This is a genomic window from Chryseobacterium sp., assembly GCF_041914225.1.
Classification (GTDB): Bacteria; Bacteroidota; Bacteroidia; order Flavobacteriales; family Weeksellaceae; genus Chryseobacterium.
In genome coordinates this window covers 33,216-48,913 of the sequence record NZ_JAYSDT010000012.1, presented here as the reverse complement: position 1 = coordinate 48,913, position 15,698 = coordinate 33,216, and the positions used below count along the sequence as shown (strand labels likewise).

Annotated in this window: 12 protein-coding genes; 5 read left to right on the top strand and 7 right to left on the bottom strand. The window is 37.6% G+C overall.

The annotated features are described in order from the left end of the window. Window positions 1–182: 182 nt before the first annotated feature. Both ACE3RB_RS07735 and ACE3RB_RS07730 read right to left on the bottom strand, forming a co-directional pair. On the bottom strand, window positions 183–3,581 hold the full coding sequence (locus tag ACE3RB_RS07735) for a polysaccharide deacetylase family protein (protein WP_374463700.1): 3,399 nt from the start codon (window positions 3,579–3,581) through the stop codon (window positions 183–185). Between the two features lie 87 nt (window positions 3,582–3,668). Then, window positions 3,669–4,919, bottom strand: coding sequence for a CinA family nicotinamide mononucleotide deamidase-related protein (locus tag ACE3RB_RS07730; RefSeq protein ID WP_374463699.1), 1,251 nt, complete (start codon window positions 4,917–4,919; stop codon window positions 3,669–3,671). Between the two features lie 113 nt (window positions 4,920–5,032). Between ACE3RB_RS07730 and ACE3RB_RS07725 the strand changes: the two genes are divergently transcribed. Next, window positions 5,033–5,506 (top strand): hypothetical protein, encoded by a 474-nt coding sequence (locus tag ACE3RB_RS07725; protein ID WP_374463698.1) that lies wholly within the window; start codon window positions 5,033–5,035, stop codon window positions 5,504–5,506. 83 nt (window positions 5,507–5,589) lie between these two features. On the opposite strand, the gene ACE3RB_RS07720 is transcribed toward ACE3RB_RS07725, so the two are convergent. The 3 genes from ACE3RB_RS07720 to ACE3RB_RS07710 form a co-directional block, all read right to left on the bottom strand. Continuing rightward, the gene (locus ACE3RB_RS07720) at window positions 5,590–6,132 is read right to left on the bottom strand and encodes a lipocalin family protein (protein ID WP_374463697.1); all 543 of its coding nucleotides are present in this window, start codon (window positions 6,130–6,132) and stop codon (window positions 5,590–5,592) included. Between the two features lie 72 nt (window positions 6,133–6,204). Continuing rightward, complete coding sequence (locus ACE3RB_RS07715) at window positions 6,205–6,939, bottom strand: LytR/AlgR family response regulator transcription factor (RefSeq protein WP_374463696.1); 735 nt, start codon at window positions 6,937–6,939, stop codon at window positions 6,205–6,207. Window positions 6,940–7,084: 145 nt separating this feature from the next. Continuing rightward, a complete protein-coding gene (locus tag ACE3RB_RS07710; RefSeq protein WP_374463695.1) occupies window positions 7,085–8,872 on the bottom strand; it encodes a histidine kinase in 1,788 nt (595 codons plus the stop codon). A gap of 144 nt (window positions 8,873–9,016) precedes the next feature. Between ACE3RB_RS07710 and ACE3RB_RS07705 the strand changes: the two genes are divergently transcribed. Both ACE3RB_RS07705 and ACE3RB_RS07700 read left to right on the top strand, forming a co-directional pair. After that, window positions 9,017–9,691 carry an SIMPL domain-containing protein gene (locus ACE3RB_RS07705; protein WP_374463694.1) on the top strand — a complete coding sequence of 225 codons (675 nt, stop codon included), beginning with the start codon at window positions 9,017–9,019 and terminating at the stop codon, window positions 9,689–9,691. 199 nt (window positions 9,692–9,890) lie between these two features. Then, window positions 9,891–11,081 (top strand): VWA domain-containing protein, encoded by a 1,191-nt coding sequence (locus ACE3RB_RS07700; RefSeq protein ID WP_374463693.1) that lies wholly within the window; start codon window positions 9,891–9,893, stop codon window positions 11,079–11,081. A gap of 402 nt (window positions 11,082–11,483) precedes the next feature. On the opposite strand, the gene ACE3RB_RS07695 is transcribed toward ACE3RB_RS07700, so the two are convergent. After that, on the bottom strand, window positions 11,484–12,689 hold the full coding sequence (locus ACE3RB_RS07695; protein ID WP_374463692.1) for an NAD(P)/FAD-dependent oxidoreductase: 1,206 nt from the start codon (window positions 12,687–12,689) through the stop codon (window positions 11,484–11,486). Between the two features lie 114 nt (window positions 12,690–12,803). On the opposite strand from ACE3RB_RS07695, the gene ACE3RB_RS07690 reads away from it, so the two are divergent. Beyond that, window positions 12,804–13,184, top strand: coding sequence for an STAS/SEC14 domain-containing protein (locus ACE3RB_RS07690; RefSeq protein WP_002981039.1), 381 nt, complete (start codon window positions 12,804–12,806; stop codon window positions 13,182–13,184). 77 nt (window positions 13,185–13,261) lie between these two features. Here ACE3RB_RS07690 and ACE3RB_RS07685 read toward each other — a convergent pair whose 3' ends face one another. Continuing rightward, window positions 13,262–14,464 (bottom strand): MFS transporter, encoded by a 1,203-nt coding sequence (locus ACE3RB_RS07685; RefSeq protein ID WP_374463691.1) that lies wholly within the window; start codon window positions 14,462–14,464, stop codon window positions 13,262–13,264. A gap of 173 nt (window positions 14,465–14,637) precedes the next feature. Between ACE3RB_RS07685 and ACE3RB_RS07680 the strand changes: the two genes are divergently transcribed. After that, window positions 14,638–15,537, top strand: coding sequence for an AraC family transcriptional regulator (locus ACE3RB_RS07680; protein WP_374463690.1), 900 nt, complete (start codon window positions 14,638–14,640; stop codon window positions 15,535–15,537). The last annotated feature ends 161 nt before the right edge of the window (window positions 15,538–15,698 follow it).

The following is a 15,698-nucleotide window of genomic DNA, read 5'->3' as shown; positions in this document are numbered from 1 at the left end:
TATGATAACAATTTATAGAATATGTATGATTTATTTTGAATTTGTTACTTTTCAGAAAAACAAATTTAAATAAATAAGTCGGAAGCCGGAGGATGGAAGCTGGAAGTTATGAAAATCATAAAGAATGGTAATACTATCTCTACAATAACTTCCTGCTTCATTCTTCCTGCCTCCGGCTTTTTCTAAGAAGTTGCTATCTCTTTTACATTTCCGGTTCTTTTCAGAAATCCCCAGGACTGCATTTCACCTTTCAATGCTTTTCTTAAACTTTTAAATAATACAATATACATCAGCCATCTATACCCGAATCTCTGCGGAATAATATACAGCAGATTGATCAGCTTTTCCCGCTGCATGATGAATGCAATCAGCGCTAGGGAAGCATCCACCAAAAGGAAGATCAGATAATAGGTAAATATTTTATCTCCGTTTCCGGACAGGATTCCAAAGAACATAATCACATCTGCCAATGGCGAGAAAAACGGGATAATATACTGGAATAATAAAATATTCGGCATCGCCCAAAGTCCCAGTCCTTTATATCCGGGGTTAAGGAAAGTCTGTCTCTGTTTCCAGAACATCTGCATGATGCCATATGTCCAGCGGAAACGCTGTTTTAAAAACTGTTTTACGGTTTCCGGGGCTTCAGTTACCGCAACAGCTCTGTTTTCGTTGGCTACCGTATATCCGGCTTTTAAAATCTTCACGGTAATATCACAATCTTCTGCCAGGGTATCGGATGAATAACCTCCGGTTTCAATGATCACAGATCTTTTAAATGCCCCGATGGCTCCCGGAATTACGGTAATCGCATTGATATTGGCATAAGCCAGCCTATCGAAATTCTGACTCGTCGTATATTCTATAGCCTGCCATCTGGTCAGCCAGTTTACTCTGTTTCCAACTTTCACATTTCCTGCAACGGCTGCAATTTTTTCTTCAGGGGTTGAGTTTAAAAACCTTGCAATCAGATATTTTACGGCATCCTGCTGCAGTTTGGTATCTGCATCAATACATACTACATATTCCGCATCCGTCTGTGAGATCCCGAAGTTCAGAGCAGTGGCCTTTCCTCCGTTTCCTTTGGTGAAAATTTTCAGTTTCGGGTGATCAGGAAATGCTGCTTTTGCTTTTTCATAAGTAGAATCCTTACTTCCGTCATCTACCATAATAACATCAAAATTAGGATACGTCTGTTTCAATAAATTCTGCAGGGAAGACACAATATTGACTTCTTCATTGTAAGCGGGAACAATAATGGAAACTTTCGGATAGGATTCCAGAACCGGAAACTCTCCCAATTTTTTCTCTTTTTTTCTTTCTTTAAATGCCCAATATGCCATCAGCAAAAGTCTGATCAAGCCTAAAACAATGAAAATAGTAAATAATGCTACGAGAAAATGACTTACTCCATAGATAACCGTAGCCAGCACAAGGTTTAGCTGCATAATATAGTACGATTTCGTTTTAGGAACTTCAGGCATCAGCTCATTTCTGCTTTTGTGCAGAATGCTCGTAAGGTTGGTAAAATGGTATCCCTGTTTCTGAAGAGTTGGGATCAGAATTTTTAAAGCTTTTACCGTTTCTTCCCTGGTATCTCCGCCTGCATCGTGAAGAAGAATGATATTTCCTCTCTCCTGTCTGATGCCGGCCATTACACGTTTTACAATTTCATCTGCTTTTATTCCGGGCTGCCAGTCTTCGGGGTCTATATTTTCCCCGATGTCCAGATAATTCTGCTGTCTTGCCAAAGCTACCGGAATAATCTCTTCCGAAGTGGTAGGCTCTGAGTCTGCGTTGTAAGGTGCTCTGAACAGAATTGTACTGTGTCCCGTCACACACTCTATCAGCAGCCTTGTCAGTTTCAATTCAAGCAAAGCCCTTTCGGGACTTACTTTTGCCACATTTTCATGGGTAAATGTATGGTTTCCGATTTCATGCCCTTCCCGATAAATTCTTTTCACAAGCGGAAGGTTCTTTTCTGCATTTAATCCTACCAGAAAGAATGCTGCCGGAACGTGATATTTTGACAATACATCTAAAACCTGCGGCGTGTATGTTTCATCCGGACCGTCATCAAAAGTAAGCACAAGCTCTTTCTGAGGGGCACTTCCGTATTTCTTCACTTCATAAGAACTCGGATAGGTAACATAGTTTTCGTCTGTGATAATTTTCTCTTTGGGATCAATTTCCAGCGCGATTTTCCCGTCGTGAGGCGTATTCAGAACATCCAGCACTTCTCCATCCCCGATGTAATCTACCATGGTCTGCCCTTTTACGTTTTCAAGTGTTTTTAAATTGAGTTTGGAAAGGCCGGCAAATGTAAGGTCTTTATCATAGAAGTTCCATACCCTGCTGTCTTCACTTCCCAGTCTCCAGAGCGCAGTTCCTGCCAGTGGATATTCTGAAGAGAAACGCATTGTATTGAAAATAGAAGCTGCATCGTTGAAAAATACGGTATGGGTCAGATTTTTAGAATCCGTATAAGAGTAATTTAAATTAAACGTATTGTCATTAAAATCAATAACTGCTTTACTGGCACTGGCTTTGGTAATCGCCTGCATGTAAGTAACAGAAGTATTATCATCCGGATTGGAACTCCAGTCATAGCCATAAGCTCCAAGGCCTAGAATAATTTTTTGCGGAGAGGCTTGTTTTACAATTTTACCTGTCTGTTCTTCGATCCATTTCTGAGAAGAAACCGGGCCGGCATCACTTCCTGCTGAATATTCATCATAAGCCATCAGCACAAAGTAATCTACATAAGGATTCAGTCCTGGAATATTGTAATCATCATTATCCGTCATGATATCCATAGTAACCAGCAACTGATTCTTTTTGAAGGTTTCCGAAAGCTCTTTCATAAAGGCGATCAGGTTTTCATCAGAATTCAGGTTCATATCCTCAAAGTCTATATTGATTCCTTTGAAGTGGTATTTTTTACATTGCCGAGTAATATTTTGAATCAGATAGGTTCTTTTCTGCGGATCATTAAGAACTTTTGTCAATCCTTCTGAGCGGAATTCCCTGTCGAAGTTGTTGCTCAGCATCGGCATGGCAGCCACCCCTGTTCTTTTGATCACCTTGTACCCTTCCGGATCTACATTGGTTTTCAGGTCGCCCGTTTTGGGATCAAGAAAAAACCATTCCGGAAAAACAAGGTTCACATGTCTGATACTTCTTTTCAGTGACATCAGAGACTGAGGATCCCATGCTACATAAAATGCAGACCGGATTCCTCCCGGAAACTGAGCCCAGTTTCTGTTCTGATTTTTATATCTTTCTGCTCTTGCCTTTTCAATTTTGTCAAGATTGGTATGGATTGTTTTTTCAGAAATAAAGCTTCTGAAACCTTTATATTCTTTGGAAATTTTATTCTCCTGAAGGTAGGGTTTATTAGCGGTAATTACAGCTTTATAATCTTCTTTAAAAGGAATTTTAGGACTTCTGTCTAGGGTCATCATCAGACCTAAAGCAAGAAGAAGCAGTATTCCTACAAATATAAAAACACGGCTTCCCCATTGTACACTTTTCCAGCGTTTCTTGCTGCTGGTCTGAAAAATCTGTTTGGAATTTTCCACGATTTTGAAATTTATTGAATGGCTTTCAAAAAGTGTGAAAAACTGTATAAAAATTAATTAAAAAAAAATTAAAAAACAATCTTCTATCTAACTGTTTATAAGAAGGCTTACAAGATCCTGAATTACTTTTTGAGAAACAAAATTCATAAAGTCTAATCTTTCCAGATGAGGCATGTATAATTTTGAGGTTACTTCCTGATCATGAATTCTGATCGTATAGTAAACCGTTCCAACATCTTTACCATCTTCTCCTTTCCCCGGGCCCGCAACACCTGTGGTAGAAAGGGAAATATGAGTTTCAAACAATTCCTGACAGCCTTTTGCCATTTCCTGTGCGACCTGTTCGCTCACCACGGTAAACTGTTCGACGGTTTTTTCAGAAACATTTAAAATTTTAATCTTTTTTTCTGTTGCATATGCAACCATTCCCCCAAGGAAATATTTTGAACTGCCGGAAACTGAGGTGATCATTTTTGCAAGCTCTCCTCCTGTACAGCTTTCTGCAGTGGAAATTGTCAGATTTCTTTCAGTAAGCATTTCTGCCAGAATTTTTTCAATCTTATCCTCAGATACTGCAATGACGTGCCCTTCTACCAAAGGAAGCAGTTTCTGAATTTCCTCTTCTGTCTGTTGTTTCAGCAATTCTTCATTCTCACCGGAGGCTGTCAGACGAAGCTTTACACGGGAACCTACAGGAAGATAAGACAATGCAATATTTTCAGGGAGCGCCAGTTCCCAGTCCTCAATGATATCTGCAAGAATGCTCTCAGGAATTCCAACCACAGAAACAATTCTGGTATGAATATAATGAAGCCTGAATCTCTGCTGTAAATAAGGAATAATCTGATCTTTTACCAGCGGTTTCACTTCATAGGGGACTCCCGGAAGGCTGTAGCACAATTTTCCGTCCTGTTCCATCATCATACATGGAGCCGTCCCGTAATGATTCTGAAAAACGATAGATTGGGTAGGAACGAAAGCCTGTTCACGGTTTCTTTCAAGAATATCTGCCCGTCCTCTCCTTTCCATATAGCCTTTCAAATGATTGAAGGTTACCTCATCCAGAGCAATTTCATCATTGAAATATTCAGCCAGTGCTTTTTTGGTTTTATCATCACGGGTTGGCCCAAGTCCCCCTGTTGTAATGACTAAATCGCCGGTTTCAAAGGCTGCTCCCAATGCATTTTTAATGGTTTCAATTTCGTCTGAGATGGTAAGAATCTGGATAACTTTTATTCCTATATTTTTAAGTTCCGAGGCAATAAAATTAGAATTGGTATCTACCGTGTTTCCGGAAAGGATTTCATCACCGATAGTAATCAGAACAGCTTTTTCCATATGCTTTTTGTTGAAAAAATTCTATGCAAATGACGGAAAAATCTCCGGCCTCGGCAATATAAATTGATTTTTTCTATTTTTGACGGAATTTATCTAAAACTACAATAAGAATTATGTCTAAATATGATGATGCTTCATGGCATTATGGCGGTGATTTTCCGGAAGGACTTCCTCAGAAAAACGGAGCAACACACACAGGAATGTTCCTGAACTGGTGTATTCACAATAACCTCATTTCTGATGAACTGAAAGAAGATGCGGCGGAGGGAATAGAAAAAGTAAAACGAAGAGAAATAACCGGAGCTGAGTTTGTCATGGAGTACTGTGATGGCAAGTTTTCTGAATATGATCTGAATGAACTCGGAAATCTTTTTGCAAAGGATTATTATGCAGATGATACCGTTTTTGGAAACAGATACAGTTCATTTGCTGATGATTATGTGAATATTTTTGATGCCAAAGCAGAGGAAAACGACTATGAATATGAAACGTTCTATCACATTGAGGATACCTATGAAAATTATGATCTGATGAAGCAGGTTATAGATCACCGTTTTGAAGAATGGAAAGAATATATTAACAGCTAAAAGGCAAAAGGGTAAAATCGTAAAACAAAATACTTATCTGCCTTTTTACGGTTTTGCCCTTCCTCAATTTTGCTTACTTCTCTCTATTGATTATGTCTCACCCAGATCAGTTCATCGGTATTATAACCGATTTTTTTTGCTTTCTGAATGAAACGCTGACGGATGCTTTCAGGAATACTGGTAGTACGGGAAAGAATCCAGAGATATTTTAAACTGCTTCCGGCAACGAGGGCATATTGATAGTCTTCATCAATATCTATGACATTGTAACCTGCCCAGATAGGTTTAAAAAATGAAACTTTGAGACGGGCTTCTTTCGGATCTTTTACAAATTTTGCTTCTCCGATAGATTCGTTCCATATTTTTTTAACATAATCATAACCTTTGTTTCTGACCTGAACAGTCCCATCCGGATTCTCAGTATATTCAGCGGTCACATTATCCATATTTTTCTCGAATCTGTAATCAAAACGGGCTATTTCATACCATCTGCCCAGATATTTTTTAAGATCAAAATTCTTTACAGCAGATGCTCCCCTGGGAATTCTTACAGAACATGCATTGAAAATAATAAGCCCGAGGGCTCCCAACGAAACGGGAAGGATAATTTTATGAACGGTTTTCATGACAGGAATATTTTGATGGTTATTATTGAACGTCAAAAATAATGCCTTTGGTCTGTTAAGGACCCATAAATTCTATGAAAAGACTTTCAGGAAATTGTCTTTAAAGCTTCCTGAAACTTCTATTTCAGTATCGTCAGACAGCATTACTGTTCCGCTTTTATGATATGATTTTACAAATGTTGTATTGATGATATGAGAACGGTGAACCCTGACAAAAGGATTTTCCAGAAGATCATCAAAATGTTTCAAAAACCGGCACACCATTTTCTTCGACCCATCAGTAAGGTATACCTGGGTAAAGTTTCCATCTGCCTGAAGCCTTACAATATCTTCCGTTTTTACCACATCAAATCCTTGTAAAGTAGGAAGAATCAGCTGCTGTTTTTCAGGTTTAAGCTTCAGATTTTCAAGAAGAATCTTATTCCGGTTAAGTTCTTCTTTTTTCTCAAGGCTTTCCGCCACTTTATTAACTGCCAGGATCAGTTCCTGAATATCAATAGGTTTTAAAATATAATAACTTGCCGATTTGTTTAAAGCCTGTAATGAGTATTGTGAAAAAGCTGTGATGAAAATGGTTTCGTAAGGTAATTCTTTAGTGGCCTCCAGCACATCAAAAGCGTTTCCAAAAGGTATTTCTACATCCAGAAACACCAGTTGGGGTTGTCTTTCGGTGATTAACGGAACTGCTTCTTTAATATTTTCAGCTTCGCCAAGGATTTCCACCTGCGGACAGTATTTGGTAAGATAGGTTCGTAAAACTTCTCTTGCTATGATTTCATCGTCTACAATTACGGCTTTTATTTTCATTGAGGTCAGATATTAGGTGGCAGTTAATAGGTTACAGGTGCAAATTAGGAATATTTAGCCAACTCTACAATCTCCAAAAGACTTACAGCGTTATAGGCCTTCTTATTTACCTGGTTCAGAAACAGCGGTTCAACCTGAATTCCGGCTAGGTCAGATTGATTTGAATGGTCACCACAACACCCCTGTTATTTTCCTTATCCTGTACAGTGCAGGTAATATTTTTTTTATATAAATCATTCAGCAGATGAATTCTTTCCAGTGTATTTTTCATTCCTCTGCCCTCTCTTGTTTTCTGATGATGGGTTTTCTGTTTTTTACTTTCCTCTATTCCTATTCCATTGTCTTCAATAAGGATTTTAAGATGCGATTCACTTTTCTCAAAGCTTAATTTTAAAAATCCCTTATCCGTTCTGTAGCGGAGTCCATGCCAGACAGCGTTCTCAAGAAAAGGCTGTATAAGCATTCCCGGAACCAGAAGGCTCTGCATATTCAGACTTTCATCCACATTAATTTCGTAATCAAATTTATCTGCAAAACGCGTTTTTTCTAAAGCAAGGTAATTCTGGAGAAGGTCAAGTTCCTGCTGGAAAGGAATGAAATCTTCTGTAGAATTCTCCATCACGCCCCGCATCAGCTTGGAGAATTTTGTCAGATACTGATTGGCCTCCAGTTCATTATTGGTGGCTATAAAATGGTTGACACTATTTAAACTGTTAAAAATAAAATGCGGATTCATCTCTCTTCGCAGCGACTGAAGAGCAATCTTCTTATTTTTTGTCTGAACTTTCTTAAGCGTTCTGAAAATGAAAATAATGAGTCCGGTGAGCAAAACCAATGCTCCTATGAGACTGTAATTAAAGACATTTTTTTTTCTGATGAGCTCATCTTTAAGTTCTTTTTCTTTTTCCAGCTGTGAGATGCGCTGTTCTGTATCTTCCAGAATTTTATTATCAACAAGGCTTCTGTCTTTGGAAACAAGATTCGGAAGTTTTCCCAAAAAGTCTCTGTAAAGCTGCACTGATGCATCAATATTACCTGAAATTGCATACAGGCTGTCCAGCTTTTTTACACTTCTTTGTGCTTCCAGTGTATGACCTTTGTATAGGGCAATTCCGTAAGCGTTTTTCAAAAGGTCTACCGCTTCCTTCGGATCGTTTTTCTTAATATAAATATCTGCCAGTTCCTGAATCTGATTGACTTTTTCCTGCGAGTTTTCTTTTACGAAGTCTTCTTTCAGCACTTTCTTTTTGGCTTCAATAGCTTTTTCAAAGTTTTTGTTTTCTACATAGAGGTCGGCTAATTTCTGGTTGATAGCCAACGCCTGCTGAGGAGCTTCCCGCTTCGAAATTTTATAGGCTGTGTTAAGGTTTTCTTCAGCACTGGAAACATCTTTCTGCTTCAGATTAACATCGGCCAGCTGGCTGTAGCTTTCCGCAAGATCTCCCTGCTCACTTTCTTTTTTGCTCAGGTTAATATTATTCTGAATGGCTTCTGCTTTCAGTTCGGGTGTAGGAGAAGAAAGCCTTGCCACGTCATTAGAATTTACAGCCTTACTTTTTTCGCTGTAGCTTGCCTGTGCAGCGGTGCTGTAATTGCTTATGGCTGGTGTTATTTTATTCTGTTTCTCCTGTGACTGGGCTAATCTTCGGGCTGCTTTCTCAATATTTGGTTTGTCATTGAGTTTTTCATACAGCTTTTTAGCTTTGGTATAATATTCTTCACTTTTCGGAAAATTTCCGCTGTTAAAAAATGTTTCACCAATATTATAATAAGAATCTGCCTGTACAGGTTCATTTTTAGTATCCATTGCTTTTTTCAGCCTCTTTGTTTCCACCTGCACTTCTTCCACAGCAGTAGTACTGTTGGTAGTGGTCTGGGAATATATGATATTTCCCCAAAGCACCGGTAAAAAGATCATAAAGAGTGTAAGCATTTTCATAAAACAAAGATATACATATATATAGTCTGCTCAAAAACTATTCACCAAGTGAAAGTTCCATTTCACCAAGTCTTCCTTTTTTCCGCTTCTGATCCATGTAATTTTACATCAGAATTAAAAATTTAAAAACAGGAAATTATGAAATTGAAACATTTTTTATTAATCGGAATTTTAATCCTTGGAAGCTTTGTAAATGCTCAGGAAGTAAAGAAAAATGCAATTGAAGTAACAGGTGTCGCCGAAATGGAAGTAGAACCGGATGAAATCATCTTCAGCATCGGAATAAAAGCGGATAACAAAAACGATCTGGCAGATAATGAGAAGAAGTTATTTGATATCCTGAAAAACGCAGGTGTAAAGAACGAAGATATCAAGTTCAAATCAATGTATCAGAATATCTATTCTAAAGCAGCCAAGTTTTCTAAAAACTATCAGTTTAAAGCCAGCACAAAATCAAGTCTCAGCAAAATCTTTGAAGACCTGAATCAGAAATGGGTAAGCAGCCTGAATATCTCTGAGGTGAAGAATACCAAAATTGCAGATTTCAGAAAAACAGTAAAGATCAACGCTTTGAAAGCAGCCAAAGAGAAAGCAGATTATTTATTGGAAAGTATGGGTAAAAAGACAGGAAATGCCCTTGAAATTGTAGAGATAGAAGATTACACCAGCGATACGATTATGCCCGTAGCTTACAGAGGAAAAGCAAGCAATATCCAGCTGGAAATGGCAGATGCTCCGGTAGATTTCTCTTTTGATAATATTGAAAACATCAAGCTGAAATACAGCATTAAAACAAAATACGAAATCCTTTAAAATAACAGATTTAAAAGACAGCTCCTTTGGGAGCTGTTTTTTATTTCATTTCTTCTTCCCAGCTCACCAAGTCAAACGGCAGCTTCACCAAGTTTCCTGATTTCAAGCTTCAAATAGGGATAATTTTACTTCAGGAATTTACAATTATAAGGATTTAAGATTTCCGATTACAACAAATAACCAATAAAAAAACAACAATATGACAACGTTAAAAATCTTAGCACTTGCAGCAGGTACAGCTTTATTAAGCTCTGGAAACATTCCGGAAAACCGTTCTGTAAATAGTAATGCTGACAATTATTTACCGGTACAAAAAACATCACTCATTCCGGTAACCTCAACTGTAAAAGACAATAAAATTCAGGTTGCCCTTTTACTGGACACCTCCAATAGCATGGACGGATTGATTGATCAGGCAAAATCCAGACTATGGAATATTGTGAATACGCTGACAACCCTTAAATATAATGGTAAGGCCCCCGAGATTGAAATTGCCCTTTACGAATATGGCAACGACGGAATCCGTGATGAAAATTATATCCGTCAGGTCACCCCTCTTACCCAGGATCTTGATCTTGTTTCTGAAAAGCTGTTTGCGTTAAGAACCAATGGCGGCAGTGAATATTGCGGTGCCGTGATCCGTGATGCTTCTGTCAATCTGAACTGGGACAGCAATGATAAAAGTATGAAGCTGATTTATATTGCAGGGAATGAAGCATTTGATCAGGGAAAAATAAATTATAAGGAGGTTGTTTCAAAAGCCAAAAATAAAAATATTTATACCAATACTATCTTCTGCGGGAGCCGAGAAGAAGGAATCCAGACGTTCTGGCAAAACGGAGCATCATTGGGAGGTGGAAAATACTTCAATATCGACAGTGACAGAAAGGTACTCTATATTGAAACTCCTTACGATATCAGAATCTCCGAATGCAATGCCAAACTGAATGATACTTATATCTATTACGGAAATCATGGTTCAGAATACAGGCTTAAGCAGATTACACAGGATAAAAACGCAGAAATGCAATCTGCTTCCAACCTGGTGGAAAGAGCTGTTGCCAAATCTAAAAAGAATGCTTACAAAAATGATCACTGGGATCTGGTAGATAAGGCTGAAAAAGATGCGGGGTTTATTGCTACTGTAAAAGAAAGTGAACTCCCTGCAGAATTGAAAGGAAAAAGCAAAGAAGAAATTCAAAAAACGATTGAGGTGAAATCTGCGGCCCGGGAAAAAATACAGAAAGAAATAGAGGAAATTTCCAAAAAACGCCAAACTTATATAGATTCTGAAATGAAAAAAAGAGGAACAGATGATTCTGACGATTTGGGAAAAGCTATTGAAAGTTCTATTCTTGAACTGGCAAAAAAGAATGGGTATAGTTTGTAGTTAAAGCGGGTTGAGACCCGCTTGTATGTTATTCAATATTTTTGTGATAAAAAAACTCTTTTATAACAGAAAATAATTTAGTTTAGATTCCTACGGAATAACACCATTGAAATAATGATTTATCCAGACAGTATGTCATTCCGTAGGAATCTAAATAACCTTTTTATATCAGACACTCACAACTCTGAAGCTTAAAATATGTAAAAGATTCAAAATCTTTTGTGACTTTTGTAGTTAGTTTTTCCCACAGATTTCACAGATTTTCACAGATGATTACAGTTAATATTTGCAGTTATAAAAAATCAAAGATTTTAAAAACTTATGTGAACTTATTAAGCGCAAGGATATCCTCTAAAGCTTATTAATGTGCTTAAAAACTTTGTGACTTTTGTGGTAAAAAGATCATCTTCCAAACTTAAAATACCTTGATAACGGGTGCTTTTTATTCTTCATAAATAAAGAAGCCATTTCCATTCCCGTTACGGAAAAAGTAATTCCGTTTCCTCCGAAGCCCAGCACAAAATAAGAATTTTTAAATTTTTTATGCTCACTGATGTAAGGTAATCCGTCTTTTGTTTCTCCAAAAGTCCCTGCCCATACAAAATCAGGATAAAAGTGGTAATCCGGCTCTATTTTCTTTAAGATTTTGATGATCTTTTTTTCCTTTTCATCTAAAATAGCATCACGCTTTTCTGCATTATAAAAGTCTTCATCTTCGCCTCCCATCAGAAGCCTTCCGTCATCAGTCGTACGCATATAAAGATAAGGAGAATCGGTATTCCAGACCAGTGTACTGCTGATATTTTTAAACTTACTTTTATCAATTTCCGAAACGACTGCATAAGTACTTTTCAGGGTAACAAAGTTTTCCTTCAGCAGGCTTTTACTTTCGTAGCCTATACAGTAAATAATCTTTTTAGCTTTGATCTGATATCCGCTGTCTACCGTAACAAGATTAAACCCTTTACGTTCCTCTACTTCTACCATTTCGGTCTTATCAAATATTTTCAATCCTTTCTTTACATTATGCTGAAAAAGCTCATGTGCAAACTGAAAAGCATCAATACTTGCTCCCTGTTCAGATAATATTCCACCATATGTATTTTCAAATCCGAATTGCTCCAGAATCTGATCGTCCGAGAGCCATTTCACTTCAAATCCTGCATTTTTTCTCGCCTCAAATTCTTTTTTCAGCCATGCTACGTCTTTCTTTTTCGAAGCATAATATAATGACTTCTTGCGTTTGAAACCTGCATCAGACCGTATGAGTTTTGCCAGCTTTTCTATTATTTCAATAGCGTCACTACAGGCTTTATAGCTTAAAACAGCACCTTTTTCACCAATCTGTTCTATCAGTTCATAGAGCGGAACATCTATTTCGTACTGCAACATTGAAGTGGTGGCAGAAGTGCTTCCATTACATATTTCCCGTTTATCAATAAGAATGGTATCATATCCGTCTTGTATCATCTGATGAGCGATCAGGCTTCCTGTAATACCGCCTCCTACAATAAGAACATCACATGATTCATTTGATTTTAATGAAGGATAAGATGCTAACAGTCCGTTTTTTAAAAGCCAGAAAGGTTCATTTGATTTGAGATCCATATTAATATTTTACATTGAAACTAACAACATTTATACCTTTTTTAACAATTTTCTACTAAATTATGGTGTAATTATTGTTATTCTTTTAAACTGAACCACCATAAAATATTGATTATGATAACAATTATTCCAGAAGCCCCGGAGAATGTTGCGGCATTCAATGCAACGGGAGAAGTAACAAAAGAGGATTTTGAAAAACTGGTAATTCCGCGTGTAAAAGAGAAGGTAGAGCAGTTCGGTGAGCTGAATTATTTATTGTATTTGGATACCGATCTGGATAATTTTACCATGGGTGCGTGGCTTGAAGATTTGCTGCTGGGACTGAAAAATCTTACCAACTGGAATCGTTCGGCCATTGTTACTGATAAAGAAGGAATACGTAATTTTACCAGTATCTTCAGCGTTCTGATGCCGGGAGAGTTTAAGTCTTTCCCCAAAGAAAATTTATACAATGCCCTCTATTGGTGCAAAAACGGAGATGAAGTAGAGGCATAAGCTTATTTTTATAAAAAAGAACCTGTTTCTCTCTGAAACAGGTTCTTTTTTTATGTTCAGTTATGATAACCGTACGCTTATTGATCACAGGAAACACATTCAGCAGCAGTTTCCTCTTCATTTTGAGTCTGAGATCCGTACAGGTACATATATCTTATACTTACAACCAATCCAATAAAGGTCATCCCCACTCCTACCAGTGAAGGATAATTGAATGAATACCCATATTCTAAAGGGATTCCTCCCAGGAAAGCACCCATTGCATTCGCAATATTAAAACCGGCCTGCATAAAAGCAGCGGCCATCATTTCACTTTTCGGGGCTGCTTTCATCATCATAATATTGATGGGTGATGCAATTGACATTGATAAAGCACCACACATAAATGTCAGTACCAAAGCAATATTTTTATACTCTGCAAGGAAGAAAACTCCTCCAAGGGAAATCATCATCAGGAAGATCAGGAGTACACAGGTCTTTTCAGGACCTAGTTTATCTGAAACAACTCCTCCCACAAGATTTCCTACCACCATACCGGCTCCGGCAAGAACCATTACATAAGCCATCTGACTGCTTTTGATTCCGGCAACAATGGTCATCAAAGGGGTAATATAGCTTAACCATGTAAAAAGTCCTCCAAATCCGATTGCTGTAATAGTAAGCACCAGCCATGACTGTTTATTTTTAAGGAACTTCAGTTCTTCCATGAAATGAGTATTCTGGTTGGATTCCAGATTCGGAAGCCACAGTTTTAAAAATAGAATGGCAAAAAGTCCAATCACTGCTACGATCGCAAAGTACAGTCTCCAATGGAAGGTATGTCCAATATAAGTAACTAGAGGAACCATTGCGAGATTGGCAACGGTAAGCCCGGTAAACATCATGGATATATAAAATGCTTCTTTTCCTTTTCCGGCCATTCTTGAAGCGACCACCGTTCCTACTCCGAAGAACGCCCCGTGAGGCAGTCCGGACATAAAACGGATAATTAACATACTGTTATATCCCGGAGCAATTGCAGAAAGAGCGTTAAACAGTGTAAAAAGGATCATAAAGGCCATCAGTACTTTTTTAGGTGGAAATTTTACAGAATATCCAATCAGAATTGGAGCTCCGATAACCACACCCATGGCATAAGCAGAAATTAAATGACCGGCCTGCGGTATTGTAATCTGCAATGTTTTTGCTATATCCGGCAACAGTCCCATTACGGTAAATTCCGTAGTTCCTATTCCCAAACCACCGATAGCCAGTGGTATTATTCTTTTATCAATCTTCATTGTATCTAAATCTTTTCTGAATTAATTTTTCTTAATCACTTGTTCATTTCTGTTTTGAAAGTGCAAAATTCGAAAGAAATTTTGAAATTCACTTCTCTTTAAATGATAAAAATTTGCTCCATATTAACCTTTTTATTTAATTTTAAATTCAGAAACAATCAAAGCAGAACAAGATGAAAATCCAGAAAGAAATTATTGAATTTGAAAAAGGGAAATCATTCAAATTATTTGCACCTTCCCTGAAAAACTGTTTTTTCTGGCATTATCATCCGGAAATTGAGCTGGTATATGTAGAAGCAGTGAATGGCATCCGGCATGTCGGGAAAAATATTTCAGGTTTTACAGACAGTGATCTTCTGCTGATAGGCTCCAATGTTCCCCATCTTAATTTTGATTACGGTATTCAGACCGAATGCAAACAGCTGGTAGTACAGATGCGGGAAAGCTTTCTTCAGGATATCATTCTTCCTGTTCCTGAATTTGAAAATATCAAAGTGCTTTTAGAACGTTCCTATCTCGGACTGTCATTCTCCGGAGAAACCAAAAATACAGTTATTGAAAAGCTGCAGATCATCAAAGATAAAAACTCTTTTGAGTCTTTGATGGGATTAATTGAAATTTTACAGATTCTTGCAGATTCAACGGAAGTCAAAGAACTTAATAAAGAAGATACCAGAATCAAATGGTTTCTGAACGATAAAATCAGAATGGGGACCATCTACGATTATATTCACGAAAATTACGACAGGAAACCTAATGTGAATGAAATTGCAGAAATTGTGAGCCTGAGCACTCCGGCTTTCTGCCGTTATTTTAAAAAGCAGACCAACATGACATTTACAGATTTTGTTAACAATTACAGGATCAATCAGGCTAAAATATTTCTTCTGAAGGATCAGTCTGTAACAGAAGTCTGTTTTCAGGTAGGTTTTGAGAGTCTTTCTTATTTTAATAAATTATTCAAACAGCATACGGGAGAAACTCCTTCTGAGTTTAAGAAAAAGCATTTCAGACCTATTGAAGTCAATGGAAAAATTGCTTCTATTACAAGGGAAACGGTTTGTAATAAGTAGGTTTGGCAAAGCCGATTGATGATGTAATAGTTTAGAGCGGACTAAAGTCCGCTTCTACTGATGCATTTAACCACCCCGTCAAAAATTCTTTGAATTTTTGCCACCCCTCCAAAGGAGGGGAATAATGGATGCCGTTATTATAAAGATTGCCGATCCTAATT

What these genes read in the sequence shown, in the direction of transcription:
- ACE3RB_RS07680 (WP_374463690.1), top strand. Translation starts at nt 14,638, where the DNA reads ATGAAAATCCAGAAAGAAATTATTGAATTTGAAAAAGGGAAATCATTC.
- ACE3RB_RS07715 (WP_374463696.1), bottom strand. Translation starts at nt 6,939, where the DNA reads ATGAAAATAAAAGCCGTAATTGTAGACGATGAAATCATAGCAAGAGAA.
- ACE3RB_RS07725 (WP_374463698.1), top strand. Translation starts at nt 5,033, where the DNA reads ATGTCTAAATATGATGATGCTTCATGGCATTATGGCGGTGATTTTCCG.
- ACE3RB_RS07685 (WP_374463691.1), bottom strand. Translation starts at nt 14,464, where the DNA reads ATGAAGATTGATAAAAGAATAATACCACTGGCTATCGGTGGTTTGGGA.
- ACE3RB_RS07720 (WP_374463697.1), bottom strand. Translation starts at nt 6,132, where the DNA reads ATGAAAACCGTTCATAAAATTATCCTTCCCGTTTCGTTGGGAGCCCTC.
- ACE3RB_RS07690 (WP_002981039.1), top strand. Translation starts at nt 12,804, where the DNA reads ATGATAACAATTATTCCAGAAGCCCCGGAGAATGTTGCGGCATTCAAT.
- ACE3RB_RS07710 (WP_374463695.1), bottom strand. Translation starts at nt 8,872, where the DNA reads ATGCTTACACTCTTTATGATCTTTTTACCGGTGCTTTGGGGAAATATC.
- ACE3RB_RS07695 (WP_374463692.1), bottom strand. Translation starts at nt 12,689, where the DNA reads ATGGATCTCAAATCAAATGAACCTTTCTGGCTTTTAAAAAACGGACTG.
- ACE3RB_RS07700 (WP_374463693.1), top strand. Translation starts at nt 9,891, where the DNA reads ATGACAACGTTAAAAATCTTAGCACTTGCAGCAGGTACAGCTTTATTA.
- ACE3RB_RS07705 (WP_374463694.1), top strand. Translation starts at nt 9,017, where the DNA reads ATGAAATTGAAACATTTTTTATTAATCGGAATTTTAATCCTTGGAAGC.
- ACE3RB_RS07730 (WP_374463699.1), bottom strand. Translation starts at nt 4,919, where the DNA reads ATGGAAAAAGCTGTTCTGATTACTATCGGTGATGAAATCCTTTCCGGA.